This is a genomic window from Bacillus sp. cl95 (assembly GCF_900115925.1).
Taxonomy (GTDB): domain Bacteria; phylum Bacillota; class Bacilli; order Bacillales; family Cytobacillaceae; genus Neobacillus_A.
Genome location: NZ_FOYF01000001.1, coordinates 916,948 through 943,168, shown reverse-complemented (window position 1 = coordinate 943,168; position 26,221 = coordinate 916,948). Strand labels below are relative to the sequence as shown.

At 37.5% G+C, this 26,221-nt stretch carries 23 protein-coding genes and 2 riboswitches; of the genes, 15 read left to right on the top strand and 8 right to left on the bottom strand.

What is annotated here, in order from left to right:
• Positions 1–434: 434 nt before the first annotated feature.
• Entirely contained in the window at positions 435–1,373 is a 939-nt protein-coding gene (locus tag BMZ31_RS04660) for a magnesium transporter CorA family protein (protein ID WP_090830539.1), read from the top strand.
• Between the two features lie 48 nt (positions 1,374–1,421).
• Here the strand turns inward: BMZ31_RS04660 and corA are convergent, their stop codons facing one another.
• Together corA and BMZ31_RS04645 are read right to left on the bottom strand one after the other, a co-directional pair.
• Positions 1,422–2,363, bottom strand: coding sequence for a magnesium/cobalt transporter CorA (gene corA / locus BMZ31_RS04655; protein WP_175478015.1), 942 nt, complete (start codon positions 2,361–2,363; stop codon positions 1,422–1,424).
• 539 nt (positions 2,364–2,902) lie between these two features.
• A complete protein-coding gene (locus BMZ31_RS04645) occupies positions 2,903–3,388 on the bottom strand; it encodes a PCYCGC motif-containing (lipo)protein (RefSeq protein ID WP_368086626.1) in 486 nt (161 codons plus the stop codon).
• 245 nt (positions 3,389–3,633) lie between these two features.
• Between BMZ31_RS04645 and BMZ31_RS04640 the strand changes: the two genes are divergently transcribed.
• The 4 genes from BMZ31_RS04640 (at position 3,634) to BMZ31_RS04625 (ending at position 7,465) form a co-directional block, all read left to right on the top strand.
• Complete coding sequence (locus BMZ31_RS04640; protein ID WP_090830536.1) at positions 3,634–3,930, top strand: hypothetical protein; 297 nt, start codon at positions 3,634–3,636, stop codon at positions 3,928–3,930.
• A 186-nt stretch (positions 3,931–4,116) separates the two neighbouring features.
• Entirely contained in the window at positions 4,117–4,857 is a 741-nt protein-coding gene (locus BMZ31_RS04635; RefSeq protein WP_090830535.1) for a ZIP family metal transporter, read from the top strand.
• A 97-nt stretch (positions 4,858–4,954) separates the two neighbouring features.
• The gene (locus BMZ31_RS04630; protein ID WP_090830534.1) at positions 4,955–5,284 is read left to right on the top strand and encodes a hypothetical protein; all 330 of its coding nucleotides are present in this window, start codon (positions 4,955–4,957) and stop codon (positions 5,282–5,284) included.
• A gap of 147 nt (positions 5,285–5,431) precedes the next feature.
• Complete coding sequence (locus BMZ31_RS04625) at positions 5,432–7,465, top strand: YhgE/Pip domain-containing protein (RefSeq protein WP_090830533.1); 2,034 nt, start codon at positions 5,432–5,434, stop codon at positions 7,463–7,465.
• Positions 7,466–7,600: 135 nt separating this feature from the next.
• Here the strand turns inward: BMZ31_RS04625 and BMZ31_RS04620 are convergent, their stop codons facing one another.
• Entirely contained in the window at positions 7,601–10,264 is a 2,664-nt protein-coding gene (locus tag BMZ31_RS04620; RefSeq protein WP_175477999.1) for a YhgE/Pip family protein, read from the bottom strand.
• 463 nt (positions 10,265–10,727) lie between these two features.
• Between BMZ31_RS04620 and BMZ31_RS04610 the strand changes: the two genes are divergently transcribed.
• Positions 10,728–11,492 carry a FixH family protein gene (locus BMZ31_RS04610; protein WP_175477998.1) on the top strand — a complete coding sequence of 255 codons (765 nt, stop codon included), beginning with the start codon at positions 10,728–10,730 and terminating at the stop codon, positions 11,490–11,492.
• A gap of 58 nt (positions 11,493–11,550) precedes the next feature.
• Here the strand turns inward: BMZ31_RS04610 and BMZ31_RS04605 are convergent, their stop codons facing one another.
• Together BMZ31_RS04605 and BMZ31_RS04600 are read right to left on the bottom strand one after the other, a co-directional pair.
• A complete protein-coding gene (locus tag BMZ31_RS04605) occupies positions 11,551–12,435 on the bottom strand; it encodes a YitT family protein (protein ID WP_090830529.1) in 885 nt (294 codons plus the stop codon).
• A 127-nt stretch (positions 12,436–12,562) separates the two neighbouring features.
• Complete coding sequence (locus tag BMZ31_RS04600; RefSeq protein ID WP_090830528.1) at positions 12,563–12,931, bottom strand: response regulator; 369 nt, start codon at positions 12,929–12,931, stop codon at positions 12,563–12,565.
• A gap of 72 nt (positions 12,932–13,003) precedes the next feature.
• A riboswitch (cyclic di-GMP riboswitch) is annotated at positions 13,004–13,094 on the bottom strand.
• 247 nt (positions 13,095–13,341) lie between these two features.
• On the opposite strand from BMZ31_RS04600, the gene BMZ31_RS04595 reads away from it, so the two are divergent.
• Complete coding sequence (locus BMZ31_RS04595) at positions 13,342–14,238, top strand: cation diffusion facilitator family transporter (protein WP_175477997.1); 897 nt, start codon at positions 13,342–13,344, stop codon at positions 14,236–14,238.
• A 98-nt stretch (positions 14,239–14,336) separates the two neighbouring features.
• On the opposite strand, the gene BMZ31_RS04590 is transcribed toward BMZ31_RS04595, so the two are convergent.
• Positions 14,337–14,711, bottom strand: coding sequence for a Na-translocating system protein MpsC family protein (locus BMZ31_RS04590; protein WP_090830526.1), 375 nt, complete (start codon positions 14,709–14,711; stop codon positions 14,337–14,339).
• Between the two features lie 230 nt (positions 14,712–14,941).
• A riboswitch (cyclic di-AMP (ydaO/yuaA leader) is annotated at positions 14,942–15,083 on the top strand.
• A gap of 375 nt (positions 15,084–15,458) precedes the next feature.
• On the opposite strand from BMZ31_RS04590, the gene BMZ31_RS20880 reads away from it, so the two are divergent.
• The 7 genes from BMZ31_RS20880 to BMZ31_RS04565 all read left to right on the top strand — a co-directional run bounded on the left by BMZ31_RS20880 (position 15,459) and on the right by BMZ31_RS04565 (position 23,372).
• The gene (locus BMZ31_RS20880; RefSeq protein WP_302846831.1) at positions 15,459–15,590 is read left to right on the top strand and encodes a hypothetical protein; all 132 of its coding nucleotides are present in this window, start codon (positions 15,459–15,461) and stop codon (positions 15,588–15,590) included.
• A gap of 441 nt (positions 15,591–16,031) precedes the next feature.
• A complete protein-coding gene (locus BMZ31_RS21020) occupies positions 16,032–16,109 on the top strand; it encodes a potassium-transporting ATPase subunit F (RefSeq protein WP_368086628.1) in 78 nt (25 codons plus the stop codon).
• Positions 16,110–16,134: 25 nt separating this feature from the next.
• Positions 16,135–17,808 carry a potassium-transporting ATPase subunit KdpA gene (gene kdpA, locus BMZ31_RS04585; protein WP_090830525.1) on the top strand — a complete coding sequence of 558 codons (1,674 nt, stop codon included), beginning with the start codon at positions 16,135–16,137 and terminating at the stop codon, positions 17,806–17,808.
• A 34-nt stretch (positions 17,809–17,842) separates the two neighbouring features.
• A complete protein-coding gene (kdpB, locus tag BMZ31_RS04580; RefSeq protein ID WP_090830524.1) occupies positions 17,843–19,870 on the top strand; it encodes a potassium-transporting ATPase subunit KdpB in 2,028 nt (675 codons plus the stop codon).
• 26 nt (positions 19,871–19,896) lie between these two features.
• Positions 19,897–20,448 carry a potassium-transporting ATPase subunit KdpC gene (gene kdpC / locus BMZ31_RS04575; protein WP_090830523.1) on the top strand — a complete coding sequence of 184 codons (552 nt, stop codon included), beginning with the start codon at positions 19,897–19,899 and terminating at the stop codon, positions 20,446–20,448.
• A gap of 86 nt (positions 20,449–20,534) precedes the next feature.
• Positions 20,535–20,942 carry a CBS domain-containing protein gene (locus BMZ31_RS04570; protein WP_090830522.1) on the top strand — a complete coding sequence of 136 codons (408 nt, stop codon included), beginning with the start codon at positions 20,535–20,537 and terminating at the stop codon, positions 20,940–20,942.
• A gap of 60 nt (positions 20,943–21,002) precedes the next feature.
• Positions 21,003–23,372, top strand: coding sequence for a universal stress protein (locus BMZ31_RS04565; RefSeq protein ID WP_090830521.1), 2,370 nt, complete (start codon positions 21,003–21,005; stop codon positions 23,370–23,372).
• A 106-nt stretch (positions 23,373–23,478) separates the two neighbouring features.
• Here BMZ31_RS04565 and BMZ31_RS04560 read toward each other — a convergent pair whose 3' ends face one another.
• Positions 23,479–24,735 carry a DUF445 domain-containing protein gene (locus tag BMZ31_RS04560; protein WP_090830520.1) on the bottom strand — a complete coding sequence of 419 codons (1,257 nt, stop codon included), beginning with the start codon at positions 24,733–24,735 and terminating at the stop codon, positions 23,479–23,481.
• A gap of 93 nt (positions 24,736–24,828) precedes the next feature.
• Positions 24,829–25,887: a helix-turn-helix domain-containing protein gene (locus BMZ31_RS04555; protein ID WP_254778583.1), complete on the bottom strand. Its 1,059-nt coding sequence runs from the start codon at positions 25,885–25,887 to the stop codon at positions 24,829–24,831.
• Between BMZ31_RS04555 and BMZ31_RS04550 the strand changes: the two genes are divergently transcribed.
• Positions 25,879–26,091 carry a hypothetical protein gene (locus BMZ31_RS04550; protein ID WP_175477996.1) on the top strand — a complete coding sequence of 71 codons (213 nt, stop codon included), beginning with the start codon at positions 25,879–25,881 and terminating at the stop codon, positions 26,089–26,091. The two genes, BMZ31_RS04555 and BMZ31_RS04550, sit on opposite strands and share 9 nt — an antisense overlap.
• The last annotated feature ends 130 nt before the right edge of the window (positions 26,092–26,221 follow it).

Sequence of the window (26,221 nt, the reverse complement as noted above, 5' to 3'; positions counted from 1 at the left end):
AAGCAACCGAACTTTTATTTTCTCTACACTAAGAAAGACTGATTTTCTAGTCTGGAATCATCATAATATTTTTAACAAATTTTATTCAATCAATAAAATGCTCAAGGATAAGGTAGGATTTTAATCATTTTGTTCAGTATTCTAAGAAGCCGATTTGTGTCGGCTTTTTTACATTTAGAAAATGGACACGTAGTTCTAGATTAGTGCATAGTTTACAATTCTAACCTGTCAGAGTATGATATTTAGGCACATTCCCATTTAAAAGGAGTTGAACATTTTTGGGTAATCCAAATAGTTTAGAACCAGAACCCGATTCGAAATTTGAGGAAGTCATTTACAAACCATTCTTCAAGGGATTGATTACTGATAAAATCGTCAACTCTTTGTTTTATCTGGGGTAGATTTGGCTTCCTTACTCATGAGGAGGTTACACAATGTTGAAAATTTATTTGACTAATGAAAATGGATTTCTTCAAGAGACTACTGAGTTCATCAAAGGATGTTGGATTAATCTTGTATCCCCAACGGAACATGAGATTAATGAGGTAGCAGAAAAATTACAGATTCCTTTAGATTTCCTAAAAGACCCATTAGATGAAGAGGAAAGATCAAGGATCGAAAAGGACGATGGTATCGTCCTCATTATTGTTAACACACCTTTGTTGTCAAAGGATGAGAATGGTATTCCTATTTATGACACAATTCCTCTAGGGATGATAATTGCCGAGGATAGTTTTATCACTATTTGTTCCAAAGATAATCCGATATTTCACGTATTTGCACAGAATAAAGTAAAGCAGTTTTTCACCTACAAAAAGACAAGGTTTTCGTTCCAAATTCTTTATTTAATATCTACATCTTTTCTCAAGTATTTAAAACAAATCATTAAAAAGACAGATAAGATTGAGAATGAACTTCATCAGTCAATGAAAAATAAAGAGCTTTTTTCATTATTGAATATGCAAAAAAGTCTTGTATATTTCACTACCTCTTTAAAATCGAATAACATTGTTATGCAGAAAATGTTAAAAAGCAATTATCTTAGACTTTTTGAGGATGACCAAGAATTGTTAGAGGATGTAATTATAGAAAATCAACAAGCTATTGAAATGGCTGAAACCCATACCACCATCTTAAGTGGCATGATGGATGCATTTGCCTCTGTCATATCCAATAATGTTAATTTTGTAATGAAGTTTTTGACATCTATTACAATAATTATGGCTTTACCTACAATGGTTGCAAGTTTCTATGGAATGAATGTTTCTATTCCTTTTCAAAATTATCCGCATTCATTTTTAATTGCTATCATCATTTCAATAATTTTATCCAGTGTTACAGCACTTATCTTCTGGAAAAAGAGATTCTTCTAAGAAATGACAAAACCGATATTCATAATGGAATATCGGTTTTTGATTTTTTTATTTAAACCATCCTTTTCTCCAGAGCCAAAAGAGCATAGTTGATCCTACAACAAACATAACTCCGAGTACACAAAAATATCCCCAACGCCAATGAAGTTCTGGCATATATTCAAAATTCATGCCATAGATACTGGCGATGAATGTTAAAGGAATGAAAAATGATGTCATGACAGTCAGTGTTTTCATGATTGAATTCATTCTGTTTGAAGTTAAGGATATATAATTATCACGAATATCTGAGGTCATTTCGCGATTAGTCTCAACCATCTCTGAAAGCTTTAATAAATGATCATATAAATGCATGAAATAAGCTCTCTCATTTTTTGGGACAACCAATTTTTCTGAATTAAGGATTCGATACACTAATTCTCTCATTGGTAAGATGGTACGGCGGAGTTTGAGAAGCTGATTTCTAATTTCAAAAAGACCTTGGATTCCCTCTTGTTTCCCATCCGTAACTTCCATTTCGTTTAGTGAATCCTCAATTTTATAAACACTTGGGAAATACCCATCAACAATCTTATCCATAATCAAATAAAAAAAGTAAAGCGAGCCCTTTTTTAATATCTTTTCATCTTTATAGAGCTTTTGACGGACTAACTCCATTTCAGGTGATGGTTGTAAATGAAACGTTACAATAAAATTTTGCCCAACAAATATATCCACTTCTTCAGCGGTAAGTGTATTTTGATTTAATGAATGTAGGACAAAAAAATCATAGCCCTCATTATAATCAAGCTTGGGACGCTGGAAATAATGAAGGCAATCTTCAATTGCCAGTGGATGGAACTTGAAGTGGGTCTTTAGAAGAAGAGACTCTTCCTCAGTTGGAACGTTAAAATCTACCCAATACCACATAAGGTCAAGATTTGCTAATTCACTTATTGGTAAATCATTGATAACTCGCAAGTCATTTGTAACTGCAATGGTACGTATCATATTCATCGATCCTCTTTTCATCTATTTTAACCATTATTATCAAAGCGTGATTTTACAATGCATTTTGGTATCAGTAATAAGGTATGGTCCATTTTTCAAAGATCCTTTTTATTCTTACAATAGCTTCTTTGAAAAATGATTTCAAATAAATTTTATGTAATAAGAGTTGGAGGGGTATAGGTATAAATGGAAGCCCCTTTATGGGTTAAATGAAAATCATAAACCATTTATGAGTGGTTTGTGATTTTTTTTAGATGAATCTCGATGTTCTGAACTCCTCGTACGACAATCTTATCAATCATTTCTTTCGTTAATACTTTCGTTTTTTCTGGTGGAAGGGAGTCAAACGCATCAATGATTCCCTGAAGTTTCTAAGCAGGTAATGAAATTTTTGTCGTTTATAATTTTAGTTCGACGATAAACAGCATGTTATGAAGGCAAGGCAATGCTATTTACGTATGAGGGGATAGGGATACATCGGAAATATTTATAACAAAAAGTAAAGCCCGAATTCAATTAGAATTCGGGCTTTACTTTTGTTACCCTTCAGGCATAGGTGTAGGAGTTGGTGCTGTGCCAATTCCCTTGTATTTATCATCAATCATATGGCGAATTTCTTTTAAAGGAGTACCTTCCTCAAACTCTGCTTTAGCCTCACGGGCTATGTCTACACAAATTCCTCAGCCAAAGCCCATTGTATCGAGGGTTACCTTAGCACCATCTGTACTTTCTACAAAGCAGTCTGTATTGTTCGTATGTCCTTCTTCTTCGTTACAACCGCAATAGCAAGGTATATAGTTTAGTACTTCTGGATGCGCGACAGCAAATTGATAGGCTTCGAGTATTTTCGGACTATCGGTATTAGATTTGATAACAGACCAATCATCGCTCCCAATTTTATATGTTAAGACGGGAGCACTTTTTTCTGGTTGTTCATTGCTAGATTGTACCTGATCTTTAGGTGAAGCGGAACAACCGGCTACTAAAGTGAAGACCGTCAACATAGGGAATATATACTTTCTCATCTAACCTTCCTTTCCAATAAGAAGTTATGTTCATATAGCTATTCTTATCATAATAGTAGCGAAAGGAAAGTATTGCTTCAATGGAAATCCCACGTTAGAGCGTTTCCTTCTGATAAAATTCGATAGTTTGTCACAACTTCACATAGGTTGAACACTAAGCACGTCTCAATTTTCGTTTAAGCATGGCTAACTAAGGGAAATGTAAAGTATGAACAGTTCAAATCTAAACTGGAGGATTGGTAAAAATGGAAACAACGCATGATTTACACAAAACAAATGATACAGTATCAGAAACCGGAACTTATATTTGTGCTGCAGGAGAAAGAAAAGATCTTCAAAAAGGGGAACAATTTCCTGTATGTCCAAATACGCATCAACCGACAACATGGCGTCACGCAGACCATGAACACAAAAGTGGCGAGCAAGTTACAGAATCAGGTGGTTACCAGGATAAAGATGGAGAACATGTTGAATTAAAACAGGGTGAAGTTTTTCCAAATTGCCCAAATACAGGTCAGCCAACTACTTGGAAGCATGCATGATTCTTGAAAAGAACGTAGGTTAACATGTGCTAAAAAAAGGTGTCCCTAAAGTTTAACTTTTGGGACACCTTTTTTATGTGTCCTGATTAGAAGCATGAAACTCACTTTCAGTCTAAATAACAAGTTAATGACATATGTATAAATTGATTTAACAATAACAAAGACAAGTTATTAAAGGGTGGTTTAATGGTTGAAGAGTTAGAGTTTAGTGCTGCAATCGTCTTTCTTGTTTTTGTTGGGATGGTTATTGGCGGAACATCCATTCGAATCATGGGTGTATTCATAAGTAGAGAAAATACAGTGTATTTACAAATCCTTTGCGGTGGTTTGTTAATGGGCTTGTTTACTTTTGAAATCCTTCCCAAAGCATTTATTCACTATCAGAGTGTCGGAATATTTACCGGCATATCGATAGGTGTATTTATTATGCTTTCAATGGAATGGGTCTTACATAAAAGTTCGCACTTTCACACTTTGAGTCAAGACGCCCTTTATTTATTGATGGTTGCCCTCATTATTCATAGTTTTCCTACTGGTATCATGTTTGGAATGAGCCTTCAAAAAGGTGCCCTAATAAACGGTGGCTTACTGCTTGCCTTTATCATCCACCATGTACCAGAAGGAATGATTATTATGTCATTGGTACCAATGACTAAGAGGAAAAATCGCTTATTTATACTTCTTTGCTCAACATTGTCAATCGTAATCGGATTGAATATATATATGGGGCTACATATAAGCTTTGATTCAATGAAATGGAATACCATCATGATGGGAACGACGATTGGGACCTTGGGTTATGTCACCATTTATGAAATGCTTTGGAAGAAATCGAAAAACCTTTCGAAGGGAAAAGTAGCATTGATTGTTCTAACTGGAATGATGGGGATTCACTACTTCCTAAAACTTCTACCTACACATCACTAAGAAGTTAGGCTTTTCTTTATTCCTCAAAATTAAATCATGTACAAAGACAAGCATGAATAAACATTTTGTATATGTCATTAATTTAAGGGGGAAAAAAATGAAGAAACTGCTTTTATTGTTACTTTGTATCTTCTTTTTAAGTGCTTGTAGTGAACAAGAGTCATCAAAGGAGATTTGTGGGTATGGGCCAATGATGGTTGTAAACGGTAAAGACTATTTGAGGGTCCCAGTAAAGAAACCATTTAAGTTAGAAAAACAAATCGGAGTGATAAAGGAGAAACTAAAAGAAAAAATTCATCCTGTTGAGAACTTCTCATCGAACTCTCTTGAAGTTGGAACAACGATTTATCGCGTAGAAGGACATGAAAATTATTTATTAGCAGAAACCAAAGATAAAGAATATCTATTATATGAATTGATTAATTAGAAAAAGGGTGGAAGAAGACATTTGTCTATCTTTCACCCTTTTTTCTTCTATAAAATTGTCCATTACTAAATAACATCGTGAAGTATAATCTAATGATTTTCTCTAAAGCTAAGGGAATCAATATTATTTCCTGAGGAGAGGTATAGTGTGAATAAGATTTGGCGCATTTATAAAACAGATTGGCATCGAATCTTTCGCGCCCCAACAGTGCTCTTTTTAGTAGTAGCATTAATGCTATTACCTTCTGTTTATGCTTGGGTAAATATCAAGTCGATATGGGATCCGTATAGCAACACATCTGGAATAAAAGTTGCAGTTGCTAATGAGGATGAAGGTACGGAAGTTTTAAAAAAGAAAATCAATGTAGGAAATGAGATTGTGAAAAATCTGAAGAATAACCATAAACTTGGATGGGTGTTCGTTGATCGAATGGAAGCAAAGCGTGGTGTAGAACATGGAGAATACTATTCCTATTTGATTATTCCAAAGGATTTTTCTAAAAAGCTCTCCAGTATATTGGAAGCCAATCCCCAAAAACCGGTCATCCTATTTGGAGTCAATGAGAAATTAAATGCGGTCGCACCAAAGATTACAAACTCAGGTGCATCCAGTGTAACCATACAAATTAGTGATAACTTCACTAAGACAGTTGGTGAAGCTATCTTTTCTGCATTTCAGAGAGTAGGAAAGGTTCTACAAAAAGATTTGCCGTCTATTCTAAATCTGGAATCAAAAATTTTTGAACTCGAACAAGCTTTACCGAAAATTGAAGAGATGGGTCAAGCCGCAATTGAATTAGAAAGCAAGTTGCCTGAAATAAGACAAAAAGCTCAGAAAATCATTGAACTCGAGAAAAAAATACCAGATATCCAAAGGGCAGGCGAAAGTATCTTAAAAATCGAAGGAAGCTTACCACTAGTTGAGGAAGCGGGGGATCAAGTGGTAGAACTACAAAAGCAGATGGGAGAAATCGGTCGATCGACAGAAATACTGAATGACATTAACAACAACTTGTCCACTTTGGAAGCTAATTTAGAAGAGGCAATAAACAATGCAAAGGCGGCTGCAGATTCAAATGCGAATACAGATGAAAATACACAAAAGTTAGAGTTACTTTATAAAGACATTGTGGGAATACACAATCGTGTTACTAACACTCGATTAGGTCTAAAACAAAAGATAGATGAAATAGAGGATAGCATGAGCAGAGCTGCTGGCTTCATGGAAAATGACTTGCCTTCTGTAGAGAAAAAGATTCATGAGGCCGCAGCTTTCGTTCGTCAAGACTTGCCAAAGATGGAAAATGATCTCCGAAAAACGTCATTACTCATTCAGAATAGGTTAGCCGAGTTCGAGAATGTGGTTCATAGTGCAGCAAATTTTGCTCGAAATGATTTGCCAGCTTATGTAGAAAAGGTGAAAATTGCCGCAGATAAAATCCGTAAGTTCAGAGGCAGTGTAAATATTAACGAAGTCATCGCCTTCTTACAGCACGATCCACAAAAAGAAAGCGAATTTTTAGCTAGCCCAGTTATTCTTAATACGAAAAGGATTTTTCCGATACCTAATTACGGCTCAGCAATGGCCCCGTTTTATACAATGTTGGCACTATGGGTAGGAGGGACTCTTCTAGTTTCTTCCCTCAGAGTGGATGTGGAAGACAATGAGCATAAATTCAGAAGCTATCATGTTTATTTCGGTAGATTATTAACGTTTCTTACGATAGGATGCTTTCAAGCGGGTATTGTTACTTTTGGAGAAATATTCTTTCTGCATACTTATGTAGTAAATAAATATTGGTATGTCTTATTAAGTATTTTTATCAGCATCGTTTTTGTATGCATCATATACACGCTATGTTCCGTGTTTGGAAACATCGGCAAAGGACTAGCTGTTCTTTTAATGGTTTTTCAGATGTCTAGTAGCGGGGCGACGTTTCCTGTCAGTATGACTTCTCCATTTTTCCAAAGTTTAAGCCCTTTTATGCCATATACATATGCTGTAAGAATTTTGCGTGAGGCAGTCGGAGGAATGATTCAAGAAGTTGTATTAAGAGATTCGCTCATTCTAAGTATCTACATTGTCGTCTGTTTCTTTATTGCTCTGATTTTGAAGAAGCCTCTTAATAAGAGACTTGCAGGCGCTTTAGAGAGTGCGAAAGCCTCTAAAATGGTACCATGAAGGGATGGGAAGTTAACATGGAGGACTGCTGAAAATAGGAAGGAATAAACCTATCATATTTTAGCCAAATTATTTGACAATAAATCTAAAAAGTCCTGCAGAGGTATTCTTTACCTCATGCAGGACTTTACCGTCTTACATTGCTACATCAGATTGTTGTGATTGTGATGTAGTTTTTTCTTTCACAAGGAATACTGCCAAAGCAAGTAAGCTAAACGCGATGAAGTAGATAAATAGTACACCTAAGTTAGAAAGTGCAGTACCAAAGTTATCTAGAGTGATCACCGCTTTAAATCCTGCAATGCTATAGGTCAGTGGTAGGAATTCGCTTAAATTACGTAGATTTTCAGGCAACATTGGAATCGGTAGATTTGCTCCTGTAGTTGAAAGTTGAAGAACGATCAACACAAAAGCAACAAAGCGACCGATATTTCCAAGGCTTGCAAAGAATAATACAATTCCTGAGAATATGATGCTCACCACAATGGCAAAGAATACGAAGCCGAATGGATTTTGGACGTTCAAATCTAAAGCGAATACTACTGCTGAAAGGAGCAGAGCCTGCCCGATTGCAAGGGAAGCAAGATTCAAGAATTTAGCTCCGAACCATGTGAATGCTGATACACCTTCTGGTCGTGTGAAATTAATAAACATTGACATAATCAAGATTCCTACAAGTAAAGCTAAAGATAAAACATATGGAGCTGTTGAATCGCGGTAGAACTGATAACCGTTAACTTTATCGCTGACTAATTCAACAGGTGAAGAGAACATGCTAATATTTGAATCATCAGCCTTAATCGCACTTGTTTTTTCAGCACCATCTTTTAGTCCAGTTGCTAGTTCGTTGCTACCAGCATTTAGTTTGCCAGCACCATCATTCAATTGTGTGACACCATCAGTTAGGTCACCCCAACCTTTATTCACACTTGCCGTTCCGTCGCTTACTTGAACCATGCCGTTATGAATTTTGCTAGCACCGCTCGTAAGTTGACGCCATCCGTTATCAACGGTAGCATTGCCATCGCTCACTTGAACCAAGCCAGCATGAACTTTCCCAACGCCATTAGTCAATGGTCCCCATGCAGTGTTAATAGAGTCATTGCCCGCGCTTACTTGAACTAAGCCAGCTTGGATTGCTCCCGCACCGCCATTAAGTTTCTTAACTCCTTCCGTGAGAGTACTCCAACCTGTATTGACACTGTTATTTCCAGCAGCAATGAGAGTGGTACCACCATGAAGTTCCGCAACTTTATCAATCATAGTTGCCCAGCCTGCTTCAACTGTAGCTGTACCTCCGGCAAGAAGAGGAGCTTTTTGATGAAGACTTGCGACTCCTTGGACAATATCAGTTTGTCCGACTACCATTTGATTAACGCCGTCTGCTAAAGAGTCTTCTTTAGGAATTGAGTTTTCCGTGAATGCAGCTGCTAATAATGCTGCTCCACCTTGTAATTGTTGAAGTTTTTCTTTTTTTGCGGGATCAGTTGCAGCTGCAGTGATACCTCGACTTGTTTGTACAATGGTCATAAAGGCTGTATCAGTTTGTAGCTCTGGATGAGCTGTTAAGTAGGCATCTAATGCTCCAGTTAGCTGCTGGAGATTTGAACCTAGGGCCTGTGAAGATGCAGCAACTTCATTTACACCTGCAGAAACAGCTGCAGCTCCAGGTTGAATTTTGCCACGAATGGCAGCTTGAGTCTTAGTTAAACCGCCTAAAATTTGTTCAGTCCCGCCTTTTAAAAGCGGTGTACTTGCTTCAAGTTGCTTTGCTCCTGCAGCAAGCTCTTGTATGCCTTGCTGTTTTTCCTTTAATGATTGTAGTAATAGACCAGTACCGTTGTTAGCAGCTGTTGCTCCTGCGGCCAATCTGGAAATATCTCCAGACTTTATTTCCATTTGGGATAGCATTAGAGAAGTCCCATCTTTCAATTCAGATGATCCATCCTTCAAATCTCTCGTTCCTTTTGCTAACTTAGCAATATCACCAGTCTTAGCCTTTAAGGATGTAAGGATTTGAGCTTGCCCGTCTCTTAATTCTTTCGAACCCATTGCCAATTTCGTAATGTCAGGCTGTTTCTTCGTTAAGTTGCTCAACAATTGGCCTGTACCATCTTTAAGTTCGTTTGAACCATTAGCAAGTTTGCTAATGTCACCAGATTTTTCTGTAAGCGATTTCAAAAGTGTCGACGTTCCATCGTTCAATTGAACCGTTCCATCGTGTAGTTGGGCTGATCCATCAGCTGCACTTTGAAAACCAGTTGAAACTTCTCCAAGACTACCGAAAATGTTTTTCACGTATTTCTCGGTAATCTTATTCGCTAAGCTTTCTCTGATTTTCTCTGTAGCACTTTTTGTTACTTGAGCTGCCATGAAGTTCAAGCCTTCATTTTGTATATAGTTCAGCTCTAATTTCATTGGATTAGGATCTAGAACAGTTGTGACCCTTTCCGAGAAGTCTTCCGGAATCTCGATAACCATGTAATACTTTAGGTCCTTAAGTCCTTTTCTTGCTTGGGCAGAATCGACGAATTTCCATCCAAGACTTTTGTTTTTTTCAAGATCTGCAACGAGATCTTTTCCGACATTGATCTGTTCATCATCTGATACGGCGCCGAGATCATTGTTGACAACTGCGACCGGCAAATTCGACAGATTGTCGTAAGGTCCCCATTTAGGTGATAGTAGAATACCACCATACACCACTGGGACGAGCAATGCTGCAATGACAGAGAATAAGACTCCTTTTTTTGCAACAAGCTTGGCCATTTCTGAAAAGAATAAGCCAAAAACATTCATCCATTTTACCCCCATATTTCGAATAATTGCGTGTGAAAAATGAATGTCTATTCAATTCTTTCACTAAGAGATATTTATTCTAAATACTAGGACAAAATTCCTGCTAATTTTCCAGAAAATAAAAAATATTATGAAAATTATTCCAAAATAATATGAAAAGGATTATTAATTTGGCTCCGGTAAAGTTTAAGTTTGATTATTAAAAAATGTTAATTGGAGCGGAAGGCACGAAGACTCCTGCGGGATTAGCGGGACAGGTGAGACCCCGCAGGCGCAGATGCGCCGAGGAGGCTCACCGCACGCCCCGCGGAAAGCGAAGTGCCTGGGAGCGAAAATCCACCGGAACATTTAACGGAGCGTCTAATCTTAACAAATTATTCACATCTTAATGTTGTTAATACTGGTTAACTCCGTTAAGATTTTGGTAAGAATGTGTATATATGATAATAAAGGAGCTTTTAAAATGAAATTTAAGATATTAGGGATTGTAATGTTCGTATTCTTCCTTGCAGCTTGTTCTTCAAATGAAGATCACTCAAACCATAAGAATCATAATGCTCAGAATTTAGAACTCATTGATGTTGAAGTGAAATTGACTCCGGAGACATTGAAGGCAAATGAAGAAGTGAAAATTGAAGCAGTAGTGACTCAGGGGAAAGAAAAGGTAGCCGATGCAAAAGAAGTCAAATTTGAGATTTGGCAGTCAGGTCAGGAAGACCATGAAATGTTGAAAGCCAAGAATGACGGCAAGGGAATTTATTCTATTAGTAAAACATTCACTGAAGATGGTCAATATTTCGTAACGGCGCATGTTACGGCAAGAGGTTTGCATGCAATGCCTAAAAAAGAAATAACAGTAGGTACTCCAGTAGCAACAAATGATTCACATGATGAAAATCATGAATCAGCCACACATGAGGAAGAACATCATCACGATTCAGAGCTAACGATTGATCTAAAGAATACAACTGAATTTAAAGCGAATGAGCAAGCAAAACTTAATGCAGTGGTTATGAATGCTGATTCCGCTCTTTCGGATGCGAAAATTACCTTTGAAGTATGGGAAGGTGCAGAGGGGAAACCTCAATGGATTGACGCGAAAGAAGAAGGAAACGGATTGTATACGGCACCCATTACCTTTCCTCAAGCTGGTTCCTATCATGTACAAGTTCATGTGAAAAAGGATGAATTGCACGACCATAAAGTGTTCATGTTTGACGTAAAATAATGAAGCGGACAGCTCTAAAGGAGGGCTGTCCGCTTTTATTGAAGGGATAGTGAAAAGTTTAATGAATATCTTTTTTCTTGAAACGTCCGCCACGAACTTCAGAGATATCGGCAAATGCCAGAAAAGCAGTGCGATCGATTTCCTCTACTATAGTCTTTAGTTTGGCTTCTTCGAGACGGGTGATTACACAGAAAATAACTTTCTTATCATCTCCAGTAAAAGCCCCTTCACCAGTTAAGTAAGTTACTCCCCTACCTAGTCGAGCAAGAATCGCTTCACCAATGTCCTTATGTTGATCGCTAATGATCCAGGCAGATTTTGACTCATCAAGCCCTTGGACAACTACGTCGATTGTTTTAAAAGCAATTACGTAGGCGAGCATGGAGTACATAGCACGATCCCAACTAAACACAAATCCTGCTGCTCCGAGAATGAAAATGTTGAAAAACATAATGATTTCACCAACAGAGAATGGCACTTTGTTGTTGATAAGAATTGCTAAAATTTCAGTACCGTCTAATGCACCTCCGTATCTAATCGCCAAACCTACACCTACACCTAGTACCATTCCACCAAAAACGGTTGCAAGAAGAATGTCATCTGTGAAAGGGGGAATTGGATGGAATAAGGAAGTGAAATAAGAAAGAACAATAATTCCAAATAGGGTAGAAATCGCAAACGTCGTTCCTATTTGTTTTCGGCCAAGAAAGAAAAATGGAAGGTTCAATAGGAAAATGAACATACCGAGAGGAAGATGGAACACGTGGGATAACATAATGGAGATACCGGTAATTCCTCCATCGATTACACTATTAGGAACTAAAAAGATTTCTAGCCCCGTTGCCATTAAGAGAGCACCGAGGAATATTCCAATGGCTCTTTTTAGAACTTGGCCTTTACTAAGTTTTTTGTGTTTTATTGCTGATTTTACTGTTTCTGTCATTCATCTGCTCCTTTACCGTTCATTTTTCAAACTATAATTATAGTATACCAATAATAAAATGATATTCCTTATGTTAAGCTCATAGTTCAAGTAATAAAATATCCCAAAACAAAAGCAGCATTCCTGATTAGGAATGCTGCTTTTGTTCAATATTATGTAAGGAAGCAATTAAGCCAGTGAAATCGGGTTTAGATAAGAAGTCCTTTGCTCCAAGTTTAATTAAATCGGAGTGTAAGAAAGGCTCGAATAAAGTAGAAAACATAATGATATTAGCATTAGAATCTAATTTCAGGATTTGTCTTAGTGCCTCAAAACCATTTTGTTTCGGCAAAGAAATATCCATTAATACAAAATCTGGTTTAGATTGTACATATTTACTGACAGCTTGTTTGCCATCATCGGCTTCAGCGATGATCCTAAAATGTGTCTTCGTCAGCAGTTTTCGAAGGACGCTTTTGGTGTAGATAGATGAATCTGCTACAAGAATTCTTTTCATGATTGAACACCCTTCCTTTAGGTAAAAGGCAAAGTAGGGAATGGACGTTGGAAAGAATACTCTACGAGTGTCCTATGCAACCCGGCTGCCATGACAAGAAAAATCTTGTTTTAGGCCCGTGGCTTTGCGTCTTTTACTTTCGTAAAATTTGCCCTTTGTCAAATAGTAGCAGAATATAGTAATTGAAACATGGGATAAAAGGTGTGTTTTTAACCAAGACAGGGGAATAGATGAAAATTTAGTTGAAGAATGTAGAACGAGTGCGGGTGCGAAGATATGATAATGAAAAGTTTGGTCTTGGGAAATTTTTTTTTATTAAGGCTAAAGAGGTTGCATGATCGAAAACTGTTGCTCTAGACCCACCAATCTACGAATTGTTATGATGGGAAAAGATTTGAATTGGGGTGTTGTTGTTGGATAAAAGAGAATCATTAGCAAAAAAAATTGCCATCATAAGTGTTTGGGCTAATATCATTCTCACATTAGGGAAAATTTTTGTAGGTTGGTATGGGAACTCGGATGCTGTCTTCGCAGATGGGATTCACTCTGCTGCAGACGTTTTTGCTTCAATCATCGTTTTACTAGTCATAAAGTTGGCCAATAAACCTGCAGATGAAGATCACCCCTATGGACACGGGAAGGCAGAAGTCATTGTTTCGGGTGTAGTTGGGATCATTCTAGTCTTTGTTTCCATCTATATCGTTTATGAAGGCATTGTAGGCTTTTTCCATCCAATTGAAACGCCTAGTCTTTTAGCGATGTGGGTAGCTATTATTTCTTACGTTTCAAAAACGGTTCTTTATCGCACATCTTTGAAGGTTGCCAAAGAATATAAAAGCAAGGCAATGGAGGCCATCGCTTTTGATCATAAGGCAGATATAGTAGCATCTATTGCAGCTGCAGCGGGGGTATTGCTTTCGTTTATTGGAGATAAGTCTAATATCATTTTCTTGATGTACGGAGATAAAGTGGCTAGTATTTTCGTTGCATATCTTATCTTTAAGATAGCTAAGGAAATGCTGACAGAAGCTTTTCATATCCTTATTGAACGAAGTCTTGATGCCGATACCTTGCAGTCCATTATCAATGTCATCAATGAATTCGAAGAAGTTAGACGGATAGACAGAATCCGAGGCAGAGAGCATGGACATTACATATTAGTTGACGTGAGAATATCTATCGACCATTTTAAGACAATCAAAGAAGGTCATGATCTGGCAAGAGAAATAAAAGGCGCCTTAATGAAAAAGTTCGATAATGTTGAAGAAGTATTGATTCATCTTAACCCTTATTTTCCAGAAAATTAACGCGAAAGGACTGGCGATTTAAAGGAGCCAGTCCTTAAATTATTTGAAGTGAGGTTATATCATTTGACCAGTTCCATAAAGGTGGAGAGAGTGAACATTTAGGACTGTTCAAGAACTTTTTCAAGGTCTTTGTCGATTATGAAGACCTCAATTCTTTCTCCCATTTTAGTACTGATATCACTATGGCTGGATAATACTTTGCAGCCGGTAAATTGTTCAACGATTTGCTCAAAGTCCTGGCTGTACATTTCTCGCAAAACCTGCCGCATTTGTTTTACTAGCTTTCGACCTGTATCGTGGGAAACTAAGTGTTTTTCCTCGACAGTCAGCACACCCTTGAATCGAGTGATGACCATATCTTTTACGATATAAGTCTTTGCTTCCTGCGGTCCTCTACCAATCAATTCTCGTTGAAACTTAATAAAGGCGGCACTTATTTCTGCCTCTAATTTCTTTTTAGACGGTGATCCCACTCATGTTTCCTCCCTAAAGTGATGTTTTCACTTTTCATGAGCCTTATATTAAAGCCAGCAAGAACAAAATGTCAATAACTACTAGAATCTTAGAAATAGTGAGAAAAGATGAGGAATATTAAGTAATATTCGTTTTTATTAGGATAAATAAAGAAATTTAAACTTTTTTTGTGTTTTTTACCTATTTACAAACGAATGCTTCAGGAATATCATTACATTGTAATCAGCAACTTCATATACGGCTCAATCCTGAGAAATCAGGAACGGAGGAACCAATTATTTGGGGTTAATTCTGCCATACGCAGAAGGGATGAGTAACTCTTTCGCCATCCTACCCGTCAGCTAACTTCGTCGGCTAAAGCGAGGGAGGTCATAAGACCACCTTTTTCAGGGGGCTTTTTTGTTGTCATTAAACAGCAGAAGAGCAACTTGAGATTGTAAAATGGGTCTTTTTTTGTTGCCTATTTTAAGAAAAGAAAAAGTAATTTGGAAGACAGAACGCAAAGAGAGCTATATGCTTGCTGGGCGTTAAGTAGACCAATGAGTGCTTTTTCTCCGTAATGTTTGTTTCTATATGCAAACAGTCATGATGTTTTCAGCATCTATGATCGTTTGCCTATAGAAACGAACCGGAGGAAGAGTAAGCATTGGTCTATTTTTTTGTTCTTTTGCAGGTTTCCAGTCATGAGAAAAGTTGAGAGGGAGTAAGAAAACACCAGAAGCAATCGTTCAAAGGAGAAAAAGTGCATGGACAATATTTTACTCATTGGAAAAGGGGAGCTGTTTTCATCAGTAGTTAATTATTCTTATCGTTACGTCTCAAATGAATTGATCACGATTTTGCCGTATGAACAATTTTTATATTTACAAAGTTGGTAAAAGAGATTGAGAATTTTCAAGAGCATAGAAAATTAAGCGGCTACAAGCGAGTATATCTTTTACCTGAAGGTTTATCAGCTGGAATTATTTGCACTTCTTTTCTTTCAGAATGGTTTTTAGGAACCATTTTCGTTGTCACTCAGGACCATGGAAGCAATTTTCTTTATAAAAAATTGGGAGCCGATTACGTAATTATGAGCTGGCCACATTGCAGAACCTATCATTGGTTTCCGAAACAAAATGAGGAAAATTCTTAAATTAGAGGAGGTGAATAGTAAAAGCATCTTAGGAAGAAAATTTAACGTTTTATTTTCATTTAGTGGAAGGAGAGCAAAAAATGGATTTTGTATCTATTGGACTTATTGTACTTAGTTTTGCGATGTTTTTTGGTTTTATTAAGTTTTGTGAAATCGTAATAGATGATCAAGGGAGCGGAAAATCATGATTCTATTAATGTGCATTGTAGGCGGCTTAACCCTTTATTTAATGGATGCACTTATTCATCCAGAAAAATATTAATTTTTTTTACGCGGAGGGAAATAAAATGGATTTTTTACAAATAGCCTTGGTACTGGCTCTGGTTGTTATCTTTGCCATTCCAATGGGGCGATACATAGCTTCAGTCTTTTCTTTGGAATCAACAAAACTCGATAGGGTTTTCGGCGGCATAGAAAAGGTGATTTATAAAATCTCAGGCATACAGCAAACCGAAATGAAATGGAAAGAGTACGCCAAAGCACTCTTAATAAGTAATCTTGTCATGTTCGGACTAGGGTATATCATTGTGCGTTTCCAGCACATTTTGCCTGGTAATCCTAGTGACATAGTTACTATGGATCCGCTGCTATCTTTTAATACCATTTCAAGCTTTTTGACTAATACCAATCTTCAGCATTATAGTGGAGAATCTGGTCTTTCTTACTTATCGCAAATGATGGTCATCATATTCTTAATGTTTACTACCCCTGCTACAGGGCTGGCTCTTTGTATCGCTTTTTTCAGAGGTATAACAGGACAAAAGAGTATTGGAAACTTTTATGTTGATTTAGTTCGTACACACACTCGTATTCTATTGCCGTTATCGGTACTGGTTGCGCTTTTCCTAGTCGGTCAGGGAGTTCCGCAAACAATGGACCCAACAGTTACAGTAAATACGATTGAGGGAGCGGAGCAGCAGATAGCCCGCGGGCCTGTCGCTTCATTAGAATCTATTAAACACTTAGGAACAAACGGGGGAGGTTTCTTTGGAGTAAACTCTGCACATCCATTTGAAAATCCTACACCGCTTTCAAACGTAATCGAAATTATTTCAATGTTCTTAATTCCAGCTTCATTGCCATTTGCTTATGGTCGAATGAGCAGAAACCGCAAGCAGGGAATGATCTTATTCACTGCGATGAGCATCATGTTCCTTGGGTTCTTATCCCTTGCTTACTTTAGTGAAGCAGGTGGAAATCCTGCCCTAGAGGCAATAGGCTTATCTCAGGAGAACGGCAGTATGGAAGGAAAAGAAGTACGATTTGGTATTGCCCAAAGTGCACTATTTACAGCGGTAACAACGGCAGCTACAACAGGTACAGTAAACAATATGCATGATACCCTAACACCGCTTGGAGGTCTTGTCCCACTTGGAGAAATGATGTTGAACTGTGTGTTTGGTGGAGACGGTGTTGGAACCATCAATATTTTAATGTATGCCATTTTGGCGGTATTCTTAGCGGGCCTAATGGTTGGTCGTACCCCAGAATTCCTGGGACGGAAAATTGAAGCGAAGGAAATGATATTGATTGCGATAACCATCTTGATTCATCCACTGATCATATTAGTTCCTTCTGCCATTGCCCTGGCAACCAATATGGGAACAGTTGCAATCTCAAATCCAGGCTTTCACGGTATTTCACAGGTAGTGTATGAGTTCACTTCATCAGCTGCCAACAACGGTTCTGGATTTGAGGGCTTAGGTGATAATACCCCGTTTTGGAATATTTCAACAGGTCTGGTCATGTTGTTTGGCCGATACTTCTCAATGATTGCCATGATTGCGGTAGCAGGGTCATTGTTGTCAAAAAAACCGGTACCGGAAACGCTAGGAACTTTTAAAACAGATAACAGCACATTCTTGGTCATTCTTGTAGCAACGGTATTAATTGTCGGAGCATTAACCTTCTTCCCAGTGCTTGCACTAGGTCCTATAGCTGAATGGCTGACCATACGATAACGATAGAAAACAGAAAGTAAAGGAGTATTCCTATATGAACACAACGCGTAAAAATACGCTTAGTAATGATATTGTTACAAATGCGATAAAAGAGTCATTTAGAAAACTTAATCCGATTGTAATGTTGAAAAATCCAGTTATGTTTGTAGTAGAAGTAGGTTTTGTCATCACCCTTCTGTTGACGATTTTCCCATCCATTTTTGGAGAAAAATCAGACGCATTGTATAACGGAGTAGTTAGCAGCATCTTATTTATTACAATCTTATTCGCAAATTTTGCTGAAGCATTAGCTGAAGGCAGAGGGAAAGCGCAAGCTGACAGTTTAAAGAAAACAAAGCAAGATACAAAAGCGAGAAGGTTACAAAAAGATCATTCTTATAAAATCGTAGATTCTACAGAATTGCGTAAAGGAGATATAGTTCTCGTAGAAGCAAACGAAATGATTCCTGGGGACGGAGAAGTCATTGAAGGCGTTGCCTCTGTAGATGAATCAGCCATTACCGGTGAATCAGCTCCTGTTATCAAGGAATCTGGCGGTGATTTCAGCTCTGTAACAGGTGGTACTAGAGTCACTAGTGACAGCATTAAAGTGAAAATTACTGCAGATCCTGGAGAATCATTCATTGATCGAATGATTAGCCTTGTAGAAGGTGCAAAACGCCAAAAAACACCTAATGAAATCGCATTAAATACGCTTTTGGTCAGTCTAACATTAATATTCCTGATTGTTTGTACGACACTTGTTCCTATTTCATCTTTTGTAAATGCAACTATTCCGGTTGCAACCCTGATTGCACTGTTGGTTTGCTTAATACCAACAACGATTGGTGGACTTCTCTCGGCAATTGGGATTGCTGGGATGGACCGTGTTACACAATTTAATGTAATCGCAATGTCAGGAAAAGCTGTTGAAGCCGCAGGAGATATTAATACGATCATCCTTGATAAAACTGGGACGATTACACATGGTAACCGAATGGCTTCTTCATTTGTTCCGGTAGAAAACATAACAAAGGATGATCTCAATCGAGCAGCGGTGGCTAGTTCGCTACATGATGAAACTCCTGAAGGACGATCTATCATTGAACTAGGAAGAAAATTAAATGCTACCTTTCCTGAGATTCATGGCACAGAGGGAGTGGAATTTACTGCAGAAACTCGGATGAGTGGTACTAATTTTTCAGATGGCCTTGCAGTACGTAAAGGGGCAGTTGACGCAATAAAAGAATATGTGAAAAAACAAGGTGGGCAAATACCTAGAGATCTTGAAGAAAAAACAAGGAAAATCGCAATGGAAGGTGGAACTCCGTTAGCGGTAGCAGATGGAAATCGTATATTAGGTCTAATATATTTGAAGGATACAGTTAAGCCTGGTATGAGAGAAAGATTTAATGAATTACGAAAAATGGGAATTAAAACAGTCATGTGTACAGGGGACAATCCCCTAACTGCAGCAACCATTGCTAAAGAAGCTGGCGTGGATGATTTTATCGCAGAGGCAAAACCTGAAGATAAGATTGCTGTTATCAAAAGAGAACAATCAGAAGGAAAATTGGTTGCTATGACAGGCGATGGAACAAACGATGCCCCAGCTCTCGCCCAAGCCGATGTTGGTCTTGCTATGAATAGCGGTACTATGGCAGCAAAGGAAGCTGCAAACATGGTTGATCTAGACTCTGATCCAACAAAAATAATCGAAGTCATTTCGATTGGGAAACAGCTATTGATGACTCGCGGAGCTCTGACTACATTTAGTATTGCTAACGATGTTGCTAAATATTTTGCCATCATTCCTGCCATGTTTATGATTGCAATACCTGAAATGGCTTCACTTAATATTATGAACCTTCAAACCCCAGAAAGCGCGATTTTATCAGCTCTGATTTTTAACGCAATCATTATACCATTGCTGATTCCATTAGCTATGAGAGGCGTTAAATATATTCCAATGAGTGCAACGAAATTATTAAATCGCAATTTGTTCATTTACGGTTTTGGTGGAGTGTTAGTTCCGTTTATTGGTATTAAAGTGATCGATATCGCATTGAGCTTGTTTATTTAAATAATCTAATAAAGGGTGATGGTAAAGTGTTGAAAAATCTAAGAATCAGTCTGGTGCTGTTAATCGTTTGTGGGATAGGCTACCCTATGGCAGTAACCGGTATTTCTAATTTAGCAATGCCGGCAAAAGCAGAAGGAAGTTTGATTGAAAGTGATGGAAAAGTAATCGGTTCAGAATTAATCGGCCAGATGTTTAAAGATCCGAAATATTTTTCCGGGCGAGTATCTTCTATAGAATATAATGCAGCAGGTTCTGGCTCTGGCAACTATGCACCTTCGAATGAAGCTATGATTGAACGTACAAAAAAGGATATTGAAGCCTTCCTTGCAGCAAATCTAGAAGTGAAGAAAGAAGATATCCCTGCAGATCTTTTAACAAATTCAGGATCGGGACTGGATCCGCATATTTCTCCGTTAGCAGCCAAAATTCAAGTCTCGAGAATCGCGGAGATAAGAGGCATAGACGAAAAAGAATTGCTTCAATTAATTAAAGAGAAGACAGAAGGTCGACAACTGGGTATTTTTGGTGAACCTCGGGTCAACGTTTTAGAGTTAAACATGGCTCTTGACCAAATGTAATATGTTGAGAAGGAGAGTACTGTACTCTCCTTTTTTCAAAAAATAAATAGTTAAGCACCGAGTAATTTTGGAGGACTGTTGTTATTGTGAATATAGCATTTTTTCTCATACCCAAGAATGAAGTAGCATACATCAAATACGAATCAACAATGAGGCAAGCACTAGAAAAGATGGAATATCACAGGTATTCAGCTGTGCCACTAATAGATTGTGAGGGAAGGTACATCGGTACTCTTACAGAAGGAGATCTATTATGGAAGGTAAAGAATACACCAAATTTTACTTTTGAAAGTACCAATAAGATTTGGTTAAGAGATATTCCTCTTCATAAAAAAAATAAAGCCATTTCGATTAACTCAGAAATGGAAGACATCATCCTAAAGTCATTGGAACAAAATTTTGTTCCAGTCGTGGATGACAATAAAACATTCATTGGCATCATTAGAAGAAGAGAAATTATAGAGTATTGTGCCAAAAGCTTATTCGTCATGTAATTTTAACAGTTTATTTATCTTTGAAAGTTTTCGCGTAAGTTTAAAGAGAGGGAAAAGTATATGGCAGAAAAGTTTCGAAGGAAATCTCCCGAAGAATTTTTACATTCCATTTACAAAATCAATCGAGGTCGTCTAAAAATTATTCTAGGTGCAGTTTCTGGATCTGGAAAGACCTTTCATATGTTATTGGAAGGAAATGAACTTAAGAAAAAATCAATTGATGTGGTAATAGGAATAGTTAGTGCCTCAGATCGTCCTAAAACCGTTGAACAAATAGGAGATCTAGAAATAATTTCACCGATTGAGTGGACGGACAATGGAAACATTAAACAGGATTTGGATGTAACAGCCATAATTGAAAGAAATCCTGAGGTAGTACTTGTCGATTCTTTGTCACATCGTAATCGACCTAATGCTTTGAATAAGAGAAGACTTGATGATGTGTTAATGATTATGAGCAATAACATTAGTGTATTAACAACCATAAACATCTATGAATTAGAAGGTGTAAAAGAGGTAGCGGAAAAATTATTAGGTGTTAAGGTTCAAGTTGACCAATGTCTACCAGATAACACTCTAGCAATGGCGGATGAGGTTAAGCTTCTAGATGTTACTCCTGAACAAATACTTAATCGTTTTCAAGAAGGTTCTATTAATGAAGGACATGAAGAGAAAAGTAAGCAACAAAATTTATTCAGAAGAGATAATTTGGCTGTATTACGAGAACTTTCATTACGTTTTTTAGCAGGAGAAGTAAATGATGAACTAGACGATTATCGTGAGAAGCAGGGATTAATTGGACCATCTGGAGCCTCGGAGCTAGTGCTTGTATCTGTCCAATACCACTGGAATGGATCCATCTTAATACGCCGAGGACAACAAATTGCAAAACGACTAGGTGGAGAGTTATTTGTTGTATGTTTTCGCTCTCCTGCAATGAAACTCTCCAAAGACGAGGAGACTTTTCGAAGGTCCATTATAAAGCTAGTTGATAAAGTAGGAGGGAAATTTGAAGAATTACCATTAACAACTGATGATGTAGCCGAGGAAATTGTAACCTATGCGACTAATAATAATGTTACTAGAATTGTGATGGGACAATCAAAACGAAGTCGTTGGGAGGAAATTATCCATGGATCTATTATTAATAGAATACTACGTAAAACGAGAAACATGGATGTATTTATTGTAGCTGATCGAGCAGAAAAAAATGGAGAAAGAGTAATTCCTGCTAAATGGAATAAAGAAATTGTTAAGAATCCATACCGCCGTATGTCCCATAAAGAAGTAGAAGAGAAAATAGATAAGATTAGACGAGGCCATTTAAAAGTATATATCGGAGCTGCCCCCGGTGTTGGAAAGACCTATACAATGCTACGTGAGGCGAACCTCTTAAAAAGAAAAGGCATCGATATCATAATTGGACTAATCGAAACACATGCAAGAAAAGAAACATCGGAACAAATTGGTTCCCTAGAATTGATTCAAAGGAAAAAAATAAGCTATAAAAATGTTTTCCTGGAAGAAATGGACACAGAAACCATTATCAAAAGAAATCCAGAGGTTGTGCTTGTAGATGAATTAGCTCATACAAATGTACCCGGGAGTAAAAATAAAAAACGATATCAAGATGTTGAAGAAATCTTAAAAGCGGGAATTTCGGTTATTTCAACGATGAACATCCAACATCTAGAAAGCCTAAATGACAGTGTGGAACAAATTACTGGGGTTCGAGTTCGGGAAACTGTACCAGACCATGTTTTGAGAGTTGCAGATGAAATAGAGCTTATTGATATTTCTCCAAAATCGCTTCAGCAACGAATGCGTGAAGGAAATATCTATGCGAAGGAAAAAGTGGAACAAGCGCTGAATCATTTTTTTAAAACTGGTAACCTTATTGCTTTACGTGAATTAGCTTTACGCGAGGTAGCGGATGATGTTGATGAAAGGCTTGAATCATTGGAGACGAGACGGACTTTAAGGGGGCCATGGAGAAAACAGGAGGTAATTTTTGTTTGTGTAAATCTGCGCACGGATAGTGAAAGTCTCATTAGGCGCGGGTTTCGTATCGCCTATAGGTTAAAAGCGGTATGGTATGTGGTTTATGTCAAACATCATTCACCTCTAACTGAGGAGGAAGAGAGGAGTTTAGAGAATATTAAAATTTTGACAGAACGGCTCGGAGGAATCTTTGAAATGTACGAAACTACTCAACGCCGACAAGTGGTAGGAGAGCTAGTGGAACGATTAAAGGAAAAAAATGCAACGCAAGTGATTATCGGTCATTCAGCTCGGAGAAGATTAGAGGAAGTTCTTAAAGGATCGGTGGTGCAAAAATTACTTAGAGCGGTACGTCATTTAGATGTATTAGTTGTTGCTGATCATAAACCGGAAACAATGGACAGTAACAAAAGTGATCTTAAATATTGAAAAGGATAATAGGGAAAGGGGATCGTAATTAGTATTTTTATTTAGTAAGTAATTAAAAAGGAAAATAAAAAGTGAGTGCAAATGAAAAGAGCACTCACTTTTTGGACTAAAAAAATGATTTAACCCCAACTAATACTAATCCAATCAAGAAACCACAAAGTGCCCCGTTTACACGAATCCATTGCAAATCTTTCCCTACGTTGTTTTCGACCATCTGTGTAATGGTAGCATCGTCAAGCTTGTCTAAATTCTCACGAACAAGTTTTCCGATAACAGAGTGATTTTTCTCTACGAGATTGGCAATTTGTTTTTGTACCCAGTCTTCCATTTTTGCCATTCTTTCGCTATCTGCCTTTGTATTGCTCAGTAGCTTCTGAATCGCAGGAAGAACGAAATCGCCAAAAAATTCTGGTGCTTGTATGAAGAGAAGTAATCTTTCCTTAAATTGCTTCAAGATGTCAGTAATTTGATTCGCAGGCTGCCAATCCTCTATAAATTGTTGCTTCCAGCCGTTTAGCTCTCCAGATAATTTTTCTAGGTTTTGCGTTTTCGTTAATTCGGACTGAATTTGTTGAATGACCATTTGTCTATTACGATTATCCTTTTCCTGCAAACCGCGCACATTTCTTAATATGAATGTTTGCAAAAGGCTCCCAAGCTTTTCTTCATTAATAAAATTACTGAATGAACGCAGTGCAATTTGCATAAAGCCATCCATTTTCATGTTTTCAATATATTCTATGGCCATCGTTCCCAACTGGAATTTTGTGCTATCTTTACTCGCCCAAACTGCTAGCTCATTGAGAGCGAAGTCGAGTGCCTTCACCTCGTATTCACGAGTTGTTACTTGCTCAACTGCAGCTTGCAACACTTTCAAGGTATCCACCGTTTCTAATTTAGACTTTAATTCTTTTTCTACAAACGGTGATAACTTTTCAACGTTCAGCTCTTGTACGCTATGAACAAGAATAGATGTAATGGCCGTTTGGAATACTTCAGTCTGAATTTTTTCTTCGGCAATATTCAATGCCTTTTCGGTAAAATTCATATTTTTGATTTTTGCGCGAATGCTTTCTTTTGTAAGCCAATCGTTCTCAAGCATATTTACAATTCCATTCGTAATCCTTTGTCTATTTTTAGGCAGAAGGGCAGTGTGGGGAATTGGAATTCCTAGTGGATGTCGGAATAACGCAGTAACGGCAAACCAGTCGGCCAAACCACCTACTAACCCCGCTTCAAACCCACCTTGTAGGAATCGTCCAAAAAGAGAGTCTTGAAAAGGTATAGTTGCAATAAATCCTGTTCCCATTATTGCAAGTGAAATGCTAGCCAGATGTTTAGATTTGTTATTGTTTTTTGTCATTTGAATTACCTCGATGATCATTTATTTTATAGCCCTATTTTGAACTGTTGAAATTAATTTAACATGTGAAAGAGGTTAATTCCAACTATGTGTTTAATTCCCCGTAGTTACAGTAAATAAATCCATTTTCTTGTTTATATGATCGATATATTTTTCATCTTGTTGAAGTTCGAATATGACTTTTGCTTTCTGCAACAATCTTAAGGCTTCAGTAAACTGACCTTGAAGTTCTAGGTTATACCCATATTGATAGTGAAGCTCACCAAGGAGGTATAAGTTGTCTTTTTCAATACACCAACGAACGGCTTTTTGACAATAAGAAATGGACTCAGAATAACGTTGTATACGCGTTAAAACGCGAGCAATGTTATAGAAAAGGCGCGATACAATAGTATGGTCCTGAATATAGGGGATTTGCTTTAGATATTCGTGTCCGTTCACGTACGTATCCAGTGCTTCTTCATACGATCCTTCCTCAAAATAAACAGAACCTATACTTAACAGAATTTCTATTTCCCTTTCTGACCAGACTTTTTCGATATCGTGGGTAAGGGAAATGGCCTCATGTAATATTTGTACAGCTTCCGTTCCATCCCTATGTAACATGTAATGACATATTCCTTTATGCCATAATAATACTTGGAAAGTCTTATTGTTCTCCGTGAATAAAGGATTGTTCATTTCTGCTTTTACGATTTGTTCCATCTGCAAGTACTGAGAATTTCTTCTAGCCGCAGTCAACTGGCGGGTGACTTCCTGTACATAATCTAGTCGAGGTGTGATGCCAATATCGAAAAAGTAGTTTACATCTACCCCTAGTCTTTGAGAGATTAAGTATAATGTATTGGAAAGTGGATAGGCTTCGCCTTTTTCGATTTTGCTAATTTGCGCTTGGGTACAGATCCCTGTCGCTAATTCTTGTTGAGAGAGGTTCATTGATTTTCTTAAATCCTTAATTCTTTTTCCAATGGCTGAAAAGTCCAATGCAATGCCCCTTTCAAAAATATTCCTAGAGTTATAATTACAAATGAAAAACGTTGATTGTGAGAGTTTTCTATCGGAAAATAACGATAAATCGGCTATTTTGGCGAATATATCAAAATTTGATTTATGGTCTAATAAGAATAAGTCATCGCTTAAGTGATGATCCATCAAAAAGAAGAGGAAGGTGTGACTTTGAAAAATCACTTTTTCAAAATAACCATTGCTACAATCTTGTTGGTTGGTACAGCTATAGGCATTTCTCAAGGAAGTGGCCAACAGGATACTTTCCAGAAAAGGTCTATCGAACACATTGCTGAACTGCCAACCATTTTTAACAATGGGAATGATGGCACATCTTCAAGCCTAACATAGGCACTTTTCTATTGAGCACCATCCATGAACAATTCAGCATGGCTTTTAGGACTTACCCCATTTGTAAAATCTCTTTTCTCTTTTTGAGAGCCTTCCCGGTTTCGGAAGTGCTCTATTTTTTTTTTTTTTT

Excerpts from the sequence above, each read along its gene's own strand:
- BMZ31_RS04660 (WP_090830539.1), top strand. The coding sequence starts at position 435 with ATGTTGAAAATTTATTTGACTAATGAAAATGGATTTCTTCAAGAGACT.
- corA (WP_175478015.1), bottom strand. The coding sequence starts at position 2,363 with ATGATACGTACCATTGCAGTTACAAATGACTTGCGAGTTATCAATGAT.
- BMZ31_RS04640 (WP_090830536.1), top strand. The coding sequence starts at position 3,634 with ATGGAAACAACGCATGATTTACACAAAACAAATGATACAGTATCAGAA.
- BMZ31_RS04635 (WP_090830535.1), top strand. The coding sequence starts at position 4,117 with ATGGTTGAAGAGTTAGAGTTTAGTGCTGCAATCGTCTTTCTTGTTTTT.
- BMZ31_RS04630 (WP_090830534.1), top strand. The coding sequence starts at position 4,955 with ATGAAGAAACTGCTTTTATTGTTACTTTGTATCTTCTTTTTAAGTGCT.
- BMZ31_RS04620 (WP_175477999.1), bottom strand. The coding sequence starts at position 10,264 with ATGAATGTTTTTGGCTTATTCTTTTCAGAAATGGCCAAGCTTGTTGCA.
- BMZ31_RS04610 (WP_175477998.1), top strand. The coding sequence starts at position 10,728 with ATGAAATTTAAGATATTAGGGATTGTAATGTTCGTATTCTTCCTTGCA.
- BMZ31_RS04605 (WP_090830529.1), bottom strand. The coding sequence starts at position 12,435 with ATGACAGAAACAGTAAAATCAGCAATAAAACACAAAAAACTTAGTAAA.
- BMZ31_RS04600 (WP_090830528.1), bottom strand. The coding sequence starts at position 12,931 with ATGAAAAGAATTCTTGTAGCAGATTCATCTATCTACACCAAAAGCGTC.
- BMZ31_RS20880 (WP_302846831.1), top strand. The coding sequence starts at position 15,459 with ATGGACAATATTTTACTCATTGGAAAAGGGGAGCTGTTTTCATCAGTA.
- BMZ31_RS21020 (WP_368086628.1), top strand. The coding sequence starts at position 16,032 with ATGATTCTATTAATGTGCATTGTAGGCGGCTTAACCCTTTATTTAATG.
- kdpA (WP_090830525.1), top strand. The coding sequence starts at position 16,135 with ATGGATTTTTTACAAATAGCCTTGGTACTGGCTCTGGTTGTTATCTTT.
- kdpB (WP_090830524.1), top strand. The coding sequence starts at position 17,843 with ATGAACACAACGCGTAAAAATACGCTTAGTAATGATATTGTTACAAAT.
- BMZ31_RS04565 (WP_090830521.1), top strand. The coding sequence starts at position 21,003 with ATGGCAGAAAAGTTTCGAAGGAAATCTCCCGAAGAATTTTTACATTCC.
- BMZ31_RS04560 (WP_090830520.1), bottom strand. The coding sequence starts at position 24,735 with ATGACAAAAAACAATAACAAATCTAAACATCTGGCTAGCATTTCACTT.
- BMZ31_RS04550 (WP_175477996.1), top strand. The coding sequence starts at position 25,879 with ATGATCCATCAAAAAGAAGAGGAAGGTGTGACTTTGAAAAATCACTTT.
- BMZ31_RS04555 (WP_254778583.1), bottom strand. The coding sequence starts at position 25,887 with ATGGATCATCACTTAAGCGATGACTTATTCTTATTAGACCATAAATCA.